The sequence below is a fragment of the Thioalkalivibrio sp. AKL7 genome (assembly GCF_000381705.1).
Lineage (GTDB): Bacteria > Pseudomonadota > Gammaproteobacteria > Ectothiorhodospirales > Ectothiorhodospiraceae > Thioalkalivibrio > Thioalkalivibrio versutus.
On record NZ_KB906947.1, the window covers coordinates 273,021 to 287,323 of the forward strand.

A 14,303-nucleotide genomic window follows, 5' to 3' on the forward strand; every position below is an offset into this window, starting at 1 on the left:
ACATGCGCGACGCCATGCGTCAGGTGCGCGAACAACAGGGAGAGGATGCCGTGATCCTCTCCAGTCGCCGGGTGGATGGTTGGTTGGAGGTGGTCGCCGCCCTGGAGGATGGCGAGTCCTCGGAGCCGGTGCGCGAGCCGGAGGCTGCAAAACCGGCCCGCGAGGCGCGTACCGCCGACCGCGCCCCGAATTCGGCGGCGCCTTCCTGGCCGGCCGATCCCGAGCTCACCGCGATGCGCCAGGAGTTGCGTGACCTGCGCAGCCTGATGACGCGTCAGTATGCGGAGAGTGACGAGGCTCGCTGGGCGGCCCGTCATCCGCTGGCGGCAGAATGCAAGGTCCGCCTGATCGACCGCGGCTTTAGTGAATCGCTGGCGCGCAGCCTGGCGGGCAGCATCCTCGATGACAGCTCCCCCGAGCAGGCTTGGGAGCGTCTCCGCGCGCGGCTTTCGGGCGCGATTGCCACGCATCGCCCGGCGATCCTGGACGAAGGTGGGCTGCTGGCGATGGTGGGTCCGACCGGTGTCGGCAAGACCACCACGCTGGCACGGATCGCGTTGCGCCAGATCCGTCGGATGGGACCGGATTCGGTTACGCTGGTGACCCTCGATAGCCAGCGCATCGGTGCAACACGGCAGTTGCAAGCCTTCGCCCAGATGGCGGGGATCTCGGTGCGCGTGCTGCAGAATGCGCGCGAACTGCGCGATCTGGCGCGGCGCGTGGACGATGGCCACCTGATCCTGGTGGATACCGCTGGGCAGGCGCCGCGCGCGGTGGAGGAGGAGTCGCTGTTCGCGCATCTGCCGCCGGATATCCGCGCCGAGAGCTGGTTGGTCGTGTCGGCCACGACCCAGGGCAGTACGTTGCGGCGGGTGCTGGAGGCGTTTCGCAAGGCGGATCCCTCGGCGCTGGTGCTGACCAAGCTGGACGAGGCAGAACAGCTGGGCGAGGTCCTGTCGGTCCTGCTGGATCAGCACCTGGGACTTGGGTTCGTGAGCGATGGCCAGCGCATTGCCGAGGATTTTCACCGGGTTGATACGGGGTATCTGACCCGTCTGGCGCTGGACGACGACGCGGAGGGCGCGCGGGCGGGTGGCAATGCCCGTGAGACCTGGGCTGCCGAACGGCTTGCCGAAATGGAACCGCCGGGGCGCTCGCGCTCGCCTCTGCGCCCGGCGCAGGGGGCCGAGCCGGCAACACTGGAACTGATTCAGCCGGTTGGAAAGGGGCGTTATGCCACGCACTAACAAGCCGTTGAAGGTCATTGCGGTCGCCTCGGGTAAGGGCGGGGTCGGGAAGACCAACGTGTCGGTCAATCTGGCGGTCGGCCTGGCCCGGTTGGGCCGCGAGGTGATGCTGTTCGATGCGGATCTGGGTCTGGCCAACGTGGACCTGTTGCTCGGGATGCGCCCGGAGCGCAGCCTGCATGATCTGGTGACCGGCGCGGTGGACAGCCTGGACGATGTCCTGGTCCAGGGGCCGGACGGGGTGAAGGTGGTCCCGTCGGCCTCCGGTATCGCGGCGATGGCGAACCTCACGCCGGCCGAGCACGCAGGGCTGATCCATGCCTTCAGCGCCTACCGCAGGCCGCTGGATGTCCTGATCGTGGACACCGCCGCAGGCCTGCAGGAGTCGGTGACTTCGTTCTGCCGGGCGGTACAGGAGACCCTGGTGGTGGTCTGCGACGAGCCGGCTTCGATTACCGATGCCTATGCCTTGATCAAGGTGCTGCACCGTGACCACGGCCTGCGGCGTTTCCGCATGGTCACGAACATGGTCAGCGGGCGCGAGGGGGCGGAGCGGCTGATGCAGAAACTCAATACCGTCTGCGGCAAGTACCTGCCGGAGGTGGTCCTGGACTTGGCCGGCTATATCCCCATGGACGAACATCTGCGCAAGGCCGTGCAGAAAAGGGCGCCGGTGGTTCAGCAGTATCCCGGCAGTCCGGCCGGCAAGGCGTTTGCCGACCTGGCACACACGGTGGATCGCTGGCCAGTCGGTGGGGGTGACCACGGGGGCGTCGGGTTCTTCGTGGAACGAATGCTGCAGAGCGCATGATGACGACGCGTAATCGCCTTTCCGGCTACCAGGCGACGTCCACCGCGACCGGTGGACACGAGAAGTTGATTGCCGATCACGTTGAACTGGTGCATCGCATCGCGCACCACCTGATGGCCCGTCTGCCGGCGTCGGTCCAGGTCGATGATCTGATCCAGGCCGGCATGATCGGTCTGCTGGAGGCGGCGCGGCAGTTCGAGGGCGGGCAGGGGGCGACCTTTGCCACCTACGCCGGGATCCGCATCCGCGGTGCGATGATCGACGAGTTGCGTCGCAGTGACTGGACGCCACGTTCGGTGCATCGCAACAGCCGGCGTATGGCCGCCGCGATCCAGAGTGTCGAGGCCCGCGAGGGGCGTGCGGCGCGTGGGAGCGAGGTGGCGGCCGAGCTGGACGTGCCTATCGATGACTATTACGACATGCTCAAGGACCACGCCGGGGCCCATCTGTTTGCACTGGACGATCTCGGCGGCGGGGATGACGGGGCCGATCGTGTGATCGAGGGGCAGGAAGTCTCGCCGTCGCGTAGCCTTGAGGCTGGCGAGTTTCGCGAGGAGTTGGCCGAGGCCCTTGGGGATCTGCCTGAACGCGAACGCCTGGTGCTTTCGCTGTATTACACCGAAGAACTGAATCTGCGCGAGATCGGGGCTGTTCTGGGCGTGACCGAGTCGCGCGTGAGCCAGATTCGCAGCCAGGCGGTCATTCGGCTGCGCGCGCGCATGGGGTCGTGGCTCGAAGACGGCGCGGCTTTGCAGTTATTCTAAAACTCACCTTACGAATCCCGGAGTGACGTGTGGACAAGGGAATGAAAATTCTCATCGTGGACGATTTTTCCACGATGCGGCGCATTATCAAGAACCTCTTGCGAGATCTTGGCTTCAATAATACGCAGGAAGCCGACGACGGCAGCACCGCGCTGCCGATGCTGCAAAATGGTGACTTCGACTTCCTGATTACCGACTGGAACATGCCCAACATGCCGGGCATCGACCTGCTGAAGGCCGTCCGCGCGGATGCCAACCTGAAGTCGATGCCGGTGCTGATGGTGACGGCCGAGGCCAAGCGCGACCAGATCGTGGAGGCCGCGGAGGCGGGTGTGAACGGTTATGTGGTCAAGCCGTTTACCGCTGAAACGCTGAAGGAAAAGATCGACAAGATCTTCGAACGTATTGAAGCACAGGGCTAAGGATCGCCCGGTGGTGAATACGGACGACGTCCGTCTCGCTTGCGCGGGTGGGCGTGACCCGGCTCCTTCGGCGCCGTACCAGCAAGAGGCTCCTCATGACTGAACAGGAACACCCCCCACGCGACGGTCAGCTCGAGCTGGCCCGACAACTGGTGCAGACGCTCGAGGCGGGCGACGACGCGGCGGCGCGCGCACTGGTGCAGGATCTTGCGCGTCCTTACGACCGCGAGCTCTTCGACGAACTGGGCAAGCTGACGCGCGACCTTCACGAGGCCTTGCAAAGCTTCCGTGGGGACTCGCGTCTGGTAGAGCTGACCCAGGCGGAGATCCCGGATGCGAAGGAACGCCTGAACTACGTGGTCACCATGACCGAGCAGGCCGCGCACGCCACGATGGGCGCCATCGAGTCGAGCCTGCCGATCGCCGAGTCGTTCAGCCAGCAGGCGGCCGACTTGACCGCCAAATGGACGCGGTTTCGCAACCGGCAGCTCTCGGTGGACGAGTTCCGCGATTTCGCGCGTGAGCTGGACAGCTTCTTCGGGCAGGCGGGCGAGGACGCCGAGGAGTTGCGGCGGCTGCTCTCCGAGGTGCTGATGGCACAAAGTTATCAGGACATTACCGGCCAGGTGATTCGCCGGGTGATCCAGTTGGTGACTGACCTCGAAGAGAACCTCGTTACCCTGATTCGGCTCTCCAGCGGGCGCATGGAGCAGGTCGAAGCGGCCGAAGCGTCGCTGGAACGTGGCGAAGAAGACCGCGAGGCGGACCGCAAGGGCCACGGCCCCAGTGTGCCCAAGACTCAAGATTCCAGCGCAGATGTCGTTCAAGGACAGGACGAGGTGGACGATCTGCTATCAAGCCTGGGCTTCTAGCAGTGCCCCCCATACGACTGGCGCCACGGGACCGGAGAGACTGAATGGCCATCGACCCCAATGACGAAATCCTTCAGGACTTCCTGATCGAGGCCGGGGAACTGCTGGAGGGGCTCAACGAGCAACTCATCGACCTGGAACAGAATCCGGACGATCGGGATCTGTTGAATGCGGTCTTTCGAAGCTTCCACACCATCAAGGGGGGCGCCGGGTTCTTGAGCCTGGATCCGCTGGTGACGGTGTGTCATCACGCCGAGGACGTCTTCAATCTGCTGCGCAACGGCGAGCGTCGGGCCGATAGCCATCTGATGGACACCATGCTCCGCGTGCTGGACTCCCTGAACGTCATGTTCGGGGATCTGCGCTCCGGAGTGGACCCGACCCCCGCCGATGCCGCGGTGGTCGAGGACCTGCGGCGCATGGCAAAAAACGAAGACGTCGCCGGAGATACCGCCGCGGCGCCGCCCGCGCCTGAACCGGAGCCCTTCCCCGAGCCACAGGCCTCGGCCCCCGGCGACGCCATGGTGGGCGGCGGGGAGGAGATCACGGACGACGAGTTCGAGGCCCTGCTGGATACGTTGCATGGTGACGGTGCCCCGGCACCCGTGGACGCGGCCGTGTCGGGCGGCGCCGGGGCCAGCGAAGACTCGGGCGGCGATCTGATCAGCGACGACGAGTTCGAGAATCTGTTGGACGAGTTGCAGGCCAAGGGCGGAGGTCCGGCATCGCCCGAACCGGCTGCGGACGCCCCTGCGGATCCACTGCCGACCGAGCCTGCGGCAGCGGCGCCCGAGCCGGAAAAAGCGGTAACGCCGGAGCCGGCGGCCGCCGGTGGGCAGGGCGGTGGTGGTGCCCGCGCCGGCGGGGCCGAGGCTGGGGGGCGCCCGGCTCCACAGGGCGAGACCTCCGTGCGCGTGGATACCGAGCGGCTGGACGAGATCATGAACCTGGTGGGCGAGCTGGTTCTGGTGCGAAACCGCTTGAGCATGCTGCGTTCGCAGCATGTTGACGACGAACTGGGCAAGGCGATCAGTTCGCTGGCACTGGTGACCTCCGACCTGCAGACCTCGGTGATGAAGACCCGCATGCAGCCGGTGAAGAAGGTCTTCAATCGCTTCCCTCGAGTGATCCGCGATCTGTCGCGGAATCTGGGCAAGGAGATCGAACTGGAGATCTTCGGCGAGGAAACCGACCTCGACAAGAATCTGGTCGAGGCCCTGTCCGATCCGCTGGTGCATCTGGTGCGGAATGCTGTGGACCATGGCATCGAGACGCCCGATGTGCGCGAAGCGGCGGGCAAGCCGCGCAAGGGTACGGTCGTGCTCGGCGCGGCCCAGGAGGGTGATCACATCGCACTGCTGATCAAGGACGACGGCGGTGGCATGGACCCGCAGGCCCTGCGGCGCAAGGTGGTGGAGAAGGGGCTGATGGAGCCCGCGATGGCCGAACGCATGACCGATCGCGAGGCCTTCAACGTGATCTTCATGGCCGGATTCTCCACCAAGACCGAGATCTCGGACGTCTCCGGCCGCGGGGTTGGCATGGACGTGGTCAAGACCAAGATCTCGCAGCTCAACGGCACCATCGAGATCGATTCCGAGATCGGCGTAGGGACCACGCTGCGGGTGAAGCTGCCCCTGACCCTGGCGATCCTGCCCGCGCTGATGGTGATTCTGGACGGCCGGCGTTTTGCGATCCCGCTGGCCTCGGTCTCCGAGATCCTGGATCTGGATTTGACCAAGACGAATTACGTGGATGATCAGGAAGTCATCATGGTGCGCAAGCACGCCCTGCCAGTCCATTACCTCAAGCGCTGGCTGAAGCCTGGGCACGAGCCTGAGGCGCGCAAGGATGCCCACGTGGTGGTGGTCCATACGGCCGACCGCAAGGTAGGACTGGTGGTGGATGATCTCGTGGGGCAGGAAGAGGTGGTCATCAAGCCGCTCGGCCAGAATCTGCAAGGCGTGAAGGGCCTGGCGGGAGCGACGATCACCGGGGATGGGGGCATCGCCCTGATCCTCGACGTCTCCGACCTGGTGACCATTCTGATGCGGCAACTGCAAATGTCCGGTCGACCGCGCCGCGCGTCGCGCTCGAGCGAGGGCTGAGGATGCCGATCAGGGTTCTGGTAGTTGACGACTCGGGGTTCTTTCGTCGGCGTATCGCCGAGATCCTGGATTCCGATTCCGGCATTGAGGTCGTAGGTTCGGCCGAGAATGGCGAGCAGGCGATCGCCAAGGTCCGGGACCTCGATCCCGATGTCGTGACCATGGATATCGAGATGCCGGTGATGGACGGCATCACCGCGGTGCGCAAGATCATGGCCGAGCGCCCGCTTCCGATCCTGATGTTCTCCAGTCTCACGACCGAGGGAGCCCAGGCGACCCTGGATGCGCTGGAGGCCGGGGCGGTGGACTTTCTTCCCAAGCGCTTCAGCGACATGGCGGGGGACGAGGACAGCGCGCGCATGCTGCTTCGGCGCCGCGTGCGCTCGCTGTCACGCAGCCGGGCGCGTTCCGTCAGTGCCCCGGGCACGACCACGCCTGCGCGGGAGGCCCGGCCGTCCGCGCGCCGCGAAGAGACCGACCGTCAGGCCGCGGCCGATGCGCGCAAGCCGGGTCCGGCGGTTGCCAGTTCCCGGCCGCCGACGCCGTTACGGCAGTTGCGCGCGGTGCTGATTGGTACCTCCACCGGCGGTCCAGTGGCGCTGCAGGAGGTGCTGAAGCCGCTCCCGGCGAATTTCCCGCTGCCGATCCTGCTGGTGCAACACATGCCCGCCAGTTTTACCCCGGCCTTCGCCGAACGCCTGAACGCCATGTGCAATATCGAGGTGCGTCAGGCGAAGGACGGTGATGTGCTGAAGCCGGGCGTGGCGCTGCTGGCCCCGGGCGGGATGCAGACAACGCTGGAGCGCGGCAGCCAGACGCATGTGCGAATCGCGGAGAGCCCCCTGGGCACCATCTACAAGCCGAGCGTGGATGCGGCCTTCGGTTCCGCCGTGGAGGCGCTGCGCGGGCAGGTGCTTGCCGTGATCCTCACCGGCATGGGCGCCGATGGCCGCGAAGGCACGCGGGCGCTGAAGGGCGCCGGCGCGCAGGTGTGGTCGCAGGATGCGGCGACCTGCGTGGTGTACGGGATGCCGGCGGCAGTGGCCGAGGCCGGCCTGTCCGATCATGTGTACCCGCTGCCCGAAATCGGGCCCGCAATGGTGAAGGGGTTCTGCTGACATGGATATCCTGAGCCTCATCGGGATTACCCTGGGGCTGGTGGCGGTGCTCGGCGGTAGCATTGCCAAGGGCAGTGGCCTGGGCGCGCTGTGGAATGCCGCGGCCTTCCTGATCGTGGTGCTGGGGACCCTGGGGGCGACCCTGGTGCAGGCACGGCTGTCGGTCTTCATGCACGGTATGCGCATCTTGCCGTGGGCCTTCAAGCCGCCGAAGGTCGACAATCGCGCGACGGTCGAGCAGATCGTCGAGTGGTCGCATGTCGCGCGCAAGGAAGGCCTGCTAGGCCTGGAGACGCTGGCCGACGAGGAGACCGACGGCTTTGCCCGCAAGGGACTGCAACTGCTGGTGGACGGTAGTGAACCGCAGACCATTCGCCAGATCATGGAGGCCGACCTCGACAACCGCGAGCACTTCGACCTGCAGGGCGCGAAGATCTTCGAGAGCATGGGGATCTATGCCCCGACCCTGGGGATCGTCGGCGCGGTGATGGGCCTGATGGCAGTGATGCAGAACCTCGCGGATCCAAGCAAGCTGGGGGCGGGCATCGCGGCGGCCTTTGTCGCCACGATTTACGGCATTGCCTCGGCCAACCTGCTGTTCCTGCCGGTGGCCAACAAATTGAAGTCGATTATTCAGAACCGTTCGCAACACCAGCAAATGCTGATGGAAGGCCTGATCGCCATTGCGGAAGGTGAAAACCCGCGGAACATCGAAAGCAAGCTGAGTGGCTTCATCCACGAGTGAGGTCACCATGGCGCGACGCAAGCGGGCGGAAGAACACCAGAATCACGAGGCATGGGCCATCCCCTATGGGGATCTGGTCACACTGCTGCTGGCGTTCTTCGTGGTGATGTACGCCATCTCCTCGGTGGACGACGGCAAGTACCGGGTGCTGTCCGAGTCGCTGGTGGACGCCTTCCGCGCACCGATGCAGGCCGACCCGATTCAGGTCGGGGACCCCACTGTGGCCCGGGAACGTACACCGCAGGATCTGCGTGCCCTGGTGCCTATCGAGGTCCAGCCGGGTCTGGTGGAAGAGGGTCCGCAGCCCATCGACATGGCCTTGAGTGGGATGCTTGACGAGGGCCCGGACGACGCCGGGATGCAGGTGTTCCTGGACGAACTGGCGGATACCGCGCGCGAGATCGAACAGGCGATGGCGCAATGGATCGAGGATGGCGATCTGCGCGTGACGCGCGAGGCCTATTGGCTGGAGATCGAGATCACCAGCCGTCTGCTGTTTGCGTCCGGGGCGGCGACCCTGAACCCCCAGGCGGAGGGTCTTCTGCAAGAGGTTGGCGGGATTCTGGCGCCACGTGTCTCGCGCGTTCATGTGGAGGGACACACGGACAATGTGCCCATCCAGACCGCGATCTATCCGTCGAACTGGGAGCTGTCGTCCGGACGGGCGGCCGCGGTGGTCAGCGTGTTCGAGGAGGTCGGGGTCGATCCGGAGAATCTGGTCGCCCTTGGCTATGGCGAGCACCGGCCGGCGGCCAGCAACGACACCGCGGAGGGGCGGGCCGAGAACCGGCGCGTGTCCATCGTGGTACTGCCCGGGGGGCGTCCGCGCGCCGAGGGCGCGCAGGAACCGGAGCGCCTGCGCGAGGATCTTCCGCCCGCACCGCTCCCGATGGATGGAGACACACCATGAAGGTCTGGGCGGTTGCAAACCAAAAGGGGGGTGTGGGCAAGACCACCACCACGGTGACGCTGGGCGGCCTGCTGTCGGGCCCGGAACAACGCGTGCTGCTGGTGGATGTGGACCCGCACGGATCGCTGACCGCGTATTTCGGCCATGATCCGGAGACCGCCACGCGCGGGGTGTACGAGCTTTTCAGCCAGTGCGCCGAGGGTGCGGATCCGGACCCGAATGGTCTGATCCGCGAGACCCGGTTCCCGGGGCTGGACCTACTGACCGCGAGTACCGCGCTGGCGACGCTGGATCGCCAGCTGGGCACCCGCAGTGGCATGGGGCTGGTGCTGCGTCATGCGCTGGAGAAGATCTCGGAGCAGTACGACTACGTGCTGCTGGATTGCCCGCCGATGCTCGGTGTGTTGATGGTCAATGCGCTGGCCGCCTGTGACGAACTGCTGGTGCCGGTGCAGACCGAGTTCCTCGCCCTGAAGGGGCTGGAACGAATGATCAATACGCTGAAAATGGTACAGAAATCGCGCAAGTCCGAGTTGGCGTACCGGATTATTCCGACCCTGTTCGACCGTCGTACGCGCGCGGCGCACGAGGCCCTGTCGGAACTGCGTCGTTTGTACGGCGACGACGTCTGGCCGGGCGTAATCCCGGTGGACACGAAATTCCGCGATGCCTCCAGTGCCGGGCAGCCGCTGTGTTTCATGATCCCGGACGCCCGGGGTGTGCTCGCCTACTCGGATCTGCTGGAGGCCATCGGTGGCCGGCTGTCCGAACCCCATGAACGGAGGCGACGCGGATGAACCGTTCCATAGTCGACAACCTGGCCCTGAAGGCCGAGCCGGAGGCGCTGGACGACTACTTCGGCAGCCTGCTGGACGAGCCGGAGCCCGTTCGCGCGCTTCTGCGGCCGGACATCCTGGAGCCACGGCCGCCGGTAGAAGAAGCTGCGCCCGCAGTGGAGTTGGAAGCCCCGCTCCGTGAAGCGGATCCGGTGAAGGTTCCGGCGCCGGTAGCCGCCTCGACCCCGCCAGCCCCGCCAGTCGATCCGGCGGAGCGCGAGTATGCGCGTCCCGAGCAGCCGTTTTCGGCCCTCGTGATCGAGGCCGGCAACCTGACCCTGCTGGCGCCGCTCCATGCGCTGGGCGGGGTGGCGCCGCTGGACAGCCTGGAGGTGCGGCCCACCCCGAATCATTCGGTCTGGTACCTTGGGTTGGCGGATACCAAGCAGGGGCGGGTGCAGCTGATTGACCTGGCCGCAGTGGTGACACCGGAAGATCGCGACTACGAGCCGGATACGGCCCGGCAGGTGGTGTTCCTCGCGGGTTCGCGGTTCGCGCTGGCCTGCCGCGCGATTCACGGCACCCGGGTGATCCAGCCGGAGTCGTTGCGCTGGCGCAGCCACCGCCGGCGCCTGCCCTGGCTGGCCGGCGTGGAGCGCGAGAAGATGGCGACGATGCTGGACCTGGAGGCGCTGGATCGCACCCTCGACGAGGGTGGCTGGGACTGATCCCGGCCGGCGCCATTCAAGCATGGCGGTAATCGGCCGATAACCCGGTCAAGACGACACCACAGGGCGGCCCCCGCCGGCACGGAATATCGAGGATGACATGAGCAGCGCACAAGACGTAGAAGCCATGACCAAGGCCGACACCGCTCCGTATGTGACTTTCAGTCTGGCGGAGGAAACCTATGCGATCGACGTTTTGCAGGTTCAGGAGGTGCTAAAGGTTACCGAGATCGCCCCGGTACCGGGTGTGCCGGACTACATCCTCGGGATCATCAACCTGCGCGGGAATGTCGTTACGGTGATCGACGCCCGGCGGCGTATGGGGCTGGATGATCGCGAGTCGGATGAGGCCTCGCGCATCGTGATCATCGATGTAGACAACCAGAACGTGGGGATTCTGGTGGATTCCGTCTCGGAGGTCGTGCGGATCTCCCCGGATTCGGTCGAGCCGGCGCCCGAGGTGGGTAACGATGACAGCAGCCGCTTTATCCAGGGCGTGACCAGCACCGAGGAGGGCCTCACCATCCTGGTGGACCTCAACAGGCTGCTATCGGACGACGAGTGGGCGCAGTTGCGCGAACTGTAGCCGCGCACGTCGGGTCTACAGTCAACAGACGAGGACCATGACCATGAGGCGCAAGCCGGGAGGTGAACCATGGTCGACGAACTCCAGCCGGACCGGACTGTTCGACCGGTCCATACCACTGTTCCCGGGCGCAATTTGAGCGACGACCATGACCGCGACCCGGTCTTTCGTCCCGCAGTGCGTCCAACCCAGCAGCGTCCGCCGCGCAAGGAAGAACGCCGCCAGCGGCGCGGCCTGATCGACGACTACGCCTGAAGTCCCCGGGGACCGGCACCAACTGGGTCCGGGCACGGGTCCGTGTCCGATTTTTCTCCATGGCTGGTCACGCCCTCACGAATCACGCGACAATCGGCAGGCCCCGGGTTTCAGGAGTGTGCAGGCAATGGGAGAGGGAATGCTGATCTGGCTCGCCGCGTTGATTGCGTTGCTGGCGACCATCGTCGCCGGATTTGCCGTGGGGCTCGTGATTCTGTTGCGTCGGCAGTTGGCGGCCCTGCGCCAGGATTATCAGCGCCAGGCCACCTCGGTAATGGCCCTGCAAGGGGCAATGAAGGCCCTGTCCGAGGGGGTTGCGACCCATGGTCAGGCACAGGCCTCGGTACAGCGTGCCCTGGAGCGCCTGCATGACCAGCACAGCGAGCTACGCGCCCGCGAGGGCGACAGCGGCGCCTACGAGCAGGCGATTCTTCTGATCCAGCAGGGCCTGGGGCGCGAAGAGGTCCGTCGGCGTTGCGGCCTTACCTCCACCGAACTCGACTTGTTGTTTAGCCTGCATGGCTCCGGGAATGCCGGCGGCACCGGGTTCGCCGGGCGCTCATGAGCCCCGGTCCGGCCCTTCGCGGTCCGGGTTGGACTGGCGCGAGGGGGGCTGATACCCACGGCCCCGGTCGTCGGGTGTGATCCCTGCCAGCAGGAACACAAAGGCCAGAATCTCCGCGACTGCGACGTAGAGCTCCTCCGGGATCTCGCTGCCCACGGGGACCTGCGCCAGCGCCTCGCTCAGGGCCGGGTCCTGATGCAGCGGGATTCCATGTTCCTCGGCAATGCGCAGGATGGCCTCGGCCGTCAGGCCCGAGCCGCTGGCTGTGATCCGCGGCGCCTGCCGACGATCCCATTCCAGTGCGACCGCCTTGGCCGGTGATCGGCCGCGGTCGGCCGTTCGGTCCCCATGATCCTTTCGTGCCATCGGCTCAGGCCTGTTCGTCCAGCATGCGATGCGAATTCGTGGGGCGCGGGTCCGTACCGACCTCGCCCTGACGTACCGATAGCCCCGTCACCGTCAGGTCGCGCTCGCCCAGCCGATCGCGGAGATAAGCCATTTCGCTGCGCAGTCGCGTGACGGTATCGGCCTCGGGTGCGGTGAAGTGCACGCTGACGCCCCCATTGCGCGATGCCAGGGCGATCCGCGTCGGGCCGAGGTCACCGATATCCAGCGTCAACACAATCGACCAGGGCGCTTCGGCTTCGTCGTCGCTTCCGCCTTCGCGGTGGATCTCGCCGAAAACACCGTGGATACCCTGCTCGCTACGCAGTGGAAGTTCGAATAACCAGCGACTGTTGCCGGGTTCGTCACTTGCGAAGGATTGCAGCGACTGGAGCTGGAGCGACGTGACACGTTTCAGGAGTCCCTCCAGAAGGCCGGACAGGGCCGCGGCCGGGGCAGGGGGAGTCGAGGCGGTGGCGGGGGGTGCTTGCGCTGCAGGGCGTGCGTCCGCCGCTTGGCGAACCTGGTCTGCGGCACGCAGAAGCTGGGCCTTGAGATCTGCCGCGAATGGATGCATCGGGCCTTGACCGCGTCCGGCATGCCCCAGCATGGCCTCCATCCAGAGTCCCGATTGCTGGATGTGCTGGCGCAGGGTCTCGGGCTGTGCCAGTTGGGCCGGGGTGGGCAGGAGCTCCAGGATACGGTGCAGTGCGGGTGCGGCCTGGGCCCCGGGCATGGCGCTCGTGGCTGGCGCCCCGGTCCCGGAGGGCTGGGTCAGCAGGCCATGCAGAGCCGGCCCCAGCGGGCGTGCCCCGGGGAGCTGCAGACGCAGTTCTTGTCCCAGCCACTGCTGGGCCGGGTTGGGCGCTGAGCCGCTACCGGCGGGGCGGGGTGCGGCGCGATCCATGGTCAGGGGGAGCAGGCGGACCTCCAGGCGTGGTTCGGTGCGGGTGATCTCGGCCAGCATGGCGGTGCCGGAAGCGCCCGAACCGGGTCGGTTCAACAAGGCCGTGGGCAATGCGCCGGTCAGCTGGGCGGTGACCACCGTTGCAGGGGGGGAGGGGCGTGCCGCGGTCGATGCGCCGCTGCGGCCCGGGGAGGGTTCGAGACGCAGCCGCACCCCGCGATCGGCAAGTACGTCCAGGACACGAACCTCGATGCGCGTTCCGGTCTGGAGGGATTGTCGCGTTCCGGTGCCCGCCCCACTGGCCACATTGCCGGGGGGTGACCAGCCGGGAATGCGCGGACCGCCAAGGTCGACCATCAAGGGATCTCGTGATGCAAAGCCTCAGCATGGCATACCGGAGGGCGCGGAACGAACCGGCCCGCCCAGGATGCCCGGTTTGTTATCCTGATGCCTTTCGCGATTCGGACTGTGGAGCGATGTCGAAGATACGTGTACTGATGGTTTGCCTGGGCAATATTTGTCGCTCGCCGATGGCCCATGGGGTGTTCGAGGCGCGAGTGCGCGACCACGGACTGGGCGAGGCCATCGAGGTCGATTCGGCCGGAACCGCCGGGTATCACGTGGGGGCGAAGGCGGATAGCCGGGCCCGCCAGGAGGCGCGCTCGCGCGGCTACGATCTGGAACATCTGCGCGCGCGTCAGCTGGAGCCCGAGGATTTCCTGGAGTTCGATTACATCCTGACCATGGACGACGCAAACTACCGCAATGCCGAGCGCATCCGTCCGGCAGATGCGCGGGCGGAGTTGCTGCGGTTTCTGGACTTTGCGCCACAGTTCGGCGAACACGAAGTCCCGGATCCGTACTACGGCGGGGACGAAGGGTTCGTGCACGTCATGGACCTGGTGGAAGCGGCAGCGGATGGGTTGCTGGAACATATCCGCGATCGCCACACGTTGAAGGCCTCCTGACAGCACTGCCGGACGCGTTGCGGACCGGGCGCAGGAGTCGCTGCCGGAGTCGACTGGCGCAGGGTCGCGTGCAAGCCGAGCCAAAGGCATCGGTATGACCCTTCTGGAAGATCATCCATTCGGAATCCCGAGGCCAG

At 66.1% G+C, this 14,303-nt stretch carries 17 protein-coding genes; 15 read left to right on the plus strand and 2 right to left on the minus strand.

What is annotated here, in order from left to right; genetic code table 11:
• The first annotated feature begins 2 nt into the window (after positions 1 to 2).
• The 14 genes from flhF to G315_RS0101215 all read left to right on the plus strand — a co-directional run bounded on the left by flhF (position 3) and on the right by G315_RS0101215 (position 11,907).
• The gene (gene flhF / locus G315_RS0101150; RefSeq protein ID WP_018145744.1) at positions 3 to 1,247 is read left to right on the plus strand and encodes a flagellar biosynthesis protein FlhF; all 1,245 of its coding nucleotides are present in this window, start codon (positions 3 to 5) and stop codon (positions 1,245 to 1,247) included.
• On the plus strand, positions 1,234 to 2,058 hold the full coding sequence (locus tag G315_RS0101155) for a MinD/ParA family protein (RefSeq protein ID WP_018145743.1): 825 nt from the start codon (positions 1,234 to 1,236) through the stop codon (positions 2,056 to 2,058). Before flhF ends, G315_RS0101155 begins: the two co-directional genes overlap by 14 nt.
• A complete protein-coding gene (locus G315_RS0101160) occupies positions 2,055 to 2,822 on the plus strand; it encodes an RNA polymerase sigma factor FliA (protein ID WP_018145742.1) in 768 nt (255 codons plus the stop codon). The genes G315_RS0101155 and G315_RS0101160 overlap by 4 nt, the downstream gene beginning before the upstream one ends.
• Positions 2,823 to 2,863: 41 nt before the next feature.
• A complete protein-coding gene (gene cheY, locus G315_RS0101165; protein WP_018145741.1) occupies positions 2,864 to 3,244 on the plus strand; it encodes a chemotaxis response regulator CheY in 381 nt (126 codons plus the stop codon).
• A 95-nt stretch (positions 3,245 to 3,339) separates the two neighbouring features.
• Positions 3,340 to 4,116: a protein phosphatase CheZ gene (locus tag G315_RS0101170; protein WP_018145740.1), complete on the plus strand. Its 777-nt coding sequence runs from the start codon at positions 3,340 to 3,342 to the stop codon at positions 4,114 to 4,116.
• 44 nt (positions 4,117 to 4,160) lie between these two features.
• Complete coding sequence (locus tag G315_RS0101175) at positions 4,161 to 6,224, plus strand: chemotaxis protein CheA (protein WP_018145739.1); 2,064 nt, start codon at positions 4,161 to 4,163, stop codon at positions 6,222 to 6,224.
• Between the two features lie 2 nt (positions 6,225 to 6,226).
• Positions 6,227 to 7,342: a chemotaxis response regulator protein-glutamate methylesterase gene (locus G315_RS0101180; RefSeq protein ID WP_018145738.1), complete on the plus strand. Its 1,116-nt coding sequence runs from the start codon at positions 6,227 to 6,229 to the stop codon at positions 7,340 to 7,342.
• Position 7,343: 1 nt separating this feature from the next.
• Positions 7,344 to 8,087 carry a flagellar motor protein gene (locus G315_RS0101185; protein ID WP_018145737.1) on the plus strand — a complete coding sequence of 248 codons (744 nt, stop codon included), beginning with the start codon at positions 7,344 to 7,346 and terminating at the stop codon, positions 8,085 to 8,087.
• Positions 8,088 to 8,094: 7 nt separating this feature from the next.
• Entirely contained in the window at positions 8,095 to 8,997 is a 903-nt protein-coding gene (gene motD / locus G315_RS0101190) for a flagellar motor protein MotD (protein WP_018145736.1), read from the plus strand.
• Positions 8,994 to 9,794 (plus strand): ParA family protein, encoded by an 801-nt coding sequence (locus G315_RS0101195; protein ID WP_018145735.1) that lies wholly within the window; start codon positions 8,994 to 8,996, stop codon positions 9,792 to 9,794. Before motD ends, G315_RS0101195 begins: the two co-directional genes overlap by 4 nt.
• Positions 9,791 to 10,501, plus strand: a complete 711-nt coding sequence (locus G315_RS0101200; protein ID WP_019611729.1) for a chemotaxis protein CheW — start codon at positions 9,791 to 9,793, stop codon at positions 10,499 to 10,501. Before G315_RS0101195 ends, G315_RS0101200 begins: the two co-directional genes overlap by 4 nt.
• Positions 10,502 to 10,628: 127 nt before the next feature.
• The gene (locus tag G315_RS0101205; RefSeq protein ID WP_018145733.1) at positions 10,629 to 11,087 is read left to right on the plus strand and encodes a chemotaxis protein CheW; all 459 of its coding nucleotides are present in this window, start codon (positions 10,629 to 10,631) and stop codon (positions 11,085 to 11,087) included.
• Positions 11,088 to 11,156: 69 nt separating this feature from the next.
• Positions 11,157 to 11,342: a hypothetical protein gene (locus G315_RS0101210; RefSeq protein WP_018145732.1), complete on the plus strand. Its 186-nt coding sequence runs from the start codon at positions 11,157 to 11,159 to the stop codon at positions 11,340 to 11,342.
• Between the two features lie 139 nt (positions 11,343 to 11,481).
• Positions 11,482 to 11,907, plus strand: coding sequence for a DUF2802 domain-containing protein (locus G315_RS0101215; RefSeq protein WP_018145731.1), 426 nt, complete (start codon positions 11,482 to 11,484; stop codon positions 11,905 to 11,907).
• Here the strand turns inward: G315_RS0101215 and G315_RS0101220 are convergent.
• Positions 11,902 to 12,273, minus strand: coding sequence for an EscU/YscU/HrcU family type III secretion system export apparatus switch protein (locus G315_RS0101220; RefSeq protein ID WP_018145730.1), 372 nt, complete (start codon positions 12,271 to 12,273; stop codon positions 11,902 to 11,904). The genes G315_RS0101215 and G315_RS0101220 overlap by 6 nt on opposite strands.
• 4 nt (positions 12,274 to 12,277) lie before the next feature.
• Positions 12,278 to 13,555: a flagellar hook-length control protein FliK gene (locus G315_RS0101225; protein WP_019611730.1), complete on the minus strand. Its 1,278-nt coding sequence runs from the start codon at positions 13,553 to 13,555 to the stop codon at positions 12,278 to 12,280.
• Between the two features lie 119 nt (positions 13,556 to 13,674).
• Here G315_RS0101225 and G315_RS0101230 point away from each other — a divergent pair, with 119 nt between their 5' ends.
• On the plus strand, positions 13,675 to 14,166 hold the full coding sequence (locus G315_RS0101230) for a low molecular weight protein-tyrosine-phosphatase (RefSeq protein ID WP_038034552.1): 492 nt from the start codon (positions 13,675 to 13,677) through the stop codon (positions 14,164 to 14,166).
• Positions 14,167 to 14,303 lie beyond the last annotated feature (137 nt).

What these genes read in the sequence shown, in the direction of transcription:
- G315_RS0101220 (WP_018145730.1), bottom strand. Translation starts at nt 12,273, where the DNA reads ATGGCACGAAAGGATCATGGGGACCGAACGGCCGACCGCGGCCGATCA.
- G315_RS0101200 (WP_019611729.1), top strand. Translation starts at nt 9,791, where the DNA reads ATGAACCGTTCCATAGTCGACAACCTGGCCCTGAAGGCCGAGCCGGAG.
- G315_RS0101185 (WP_018145737.1), top strand. Translation starts at nt 7,344, where the DNA reads ATGGATATCCTGAGCCTCATCGGGATTACCCTGGGGCTGGTGGCGGTG.
- G315_RS0101175 (WP_018145739.1), top strand. Translation starts at nt 4,161, where the DNA reads ATGGCCATCGACCCCAATGACGAAATCCTTCAGGACTTCCTGATCGAG.
- G315_RS0101170 (WP_018145740.1), top strand. Translation starts at nt 3,340, where the DNA reads ATGACTGAACAGGAACACCCCCCACGCGACGGTCAGCTCGAGCTGGCC.
- G315_RS0101155 (WP_018145743.1), top strand. Translation starts at nt 1,234, where the DNA reads ATGCCACGCACTAACAAGCCGTTGAAGGTCATTGCGGTCGCCTCGGGT.
- motD (WP_018145736.1), top strand. Translation starts at nt 8,095, where the DNA reads ATGGCGCGACGCAAGCGGGCGGAAGAACACCAGAATCACGAGGCATGG.
- G315_RS0101205 (WP_018145733.1), top strand. Translation starts at nt 10,629, where the DNA reads ATGACCAAGGCCGACACCGCTCCGTATGTGACTTTCAGTCTGGCGGAG.
- G315_RS0101180 (WP_018145738.1), top strand. Translation starts at nt 6,227, where the DNA reads ATGCCGATCAGGGTTCTGGTAGTTGACGACTCGGGGTTCTTTCGTCGG.
- G315_RS0101195 (WP_018145735.1), top strand. Translation starts at nt 8,994, where the DNA reads ATGAAGGTCTGGGCGGTTGCAAACCAAAAGGGGGGTGTGGGCAAGACC.
- G315_RS0101230 (WP_038034552.1), top strand. Translation starts at nt 13,675, where the DNA reads ATGTCGAAGATACGTGTACTGATGGTTTGCCTGGGCAATATTTGTCGC.
- G315_RS0101215 (WP_018145731.1), top strand. Translation starts at nt 11,482, where the DNA reads ATGCTGATCTGGCTCGCCGCGTTGATTGCGTTGCTGGCGACCATCGTC.
- cheY (WP_018145741.1), top strand. Translation starts at nt 2,864, where the DNA reads ATGAAAATTCTCATCGTGGACGATTTTTCCACGATGCGGCGCATTATC.
- G315_RS0101225 (WP_019611730.1), bottom strand. Translation starts at nt 13,555, where the DNA reads ATGGTCGACCTTGGCGGTCCGCGCATTCCCGGCTGGTCACCCCCCGGC.
- G315_RS0101210 (WP_018145732.1), top strand. Translation starts at nt 11,157, where the DNA reads ATGGTCGACGAACTCCAGCCGGACCGGACTGTTCGACCGGTCCATACC.
- G315_RS0101160 (WP_018145742.1), top strand. Translation starts at nt 2,055, where the DNA reads ATGATGACGACGCGTAATCGCCTTTCCGGCTACCAGGCGACGTCCACC.
- flhF (WP_018145744.1), top strand. Translation starts at nt 3, where the DNA reads ATGCGCGACGCCATGCGTCAGGTGCGCGAACAACAGGGAGAGGATGCC.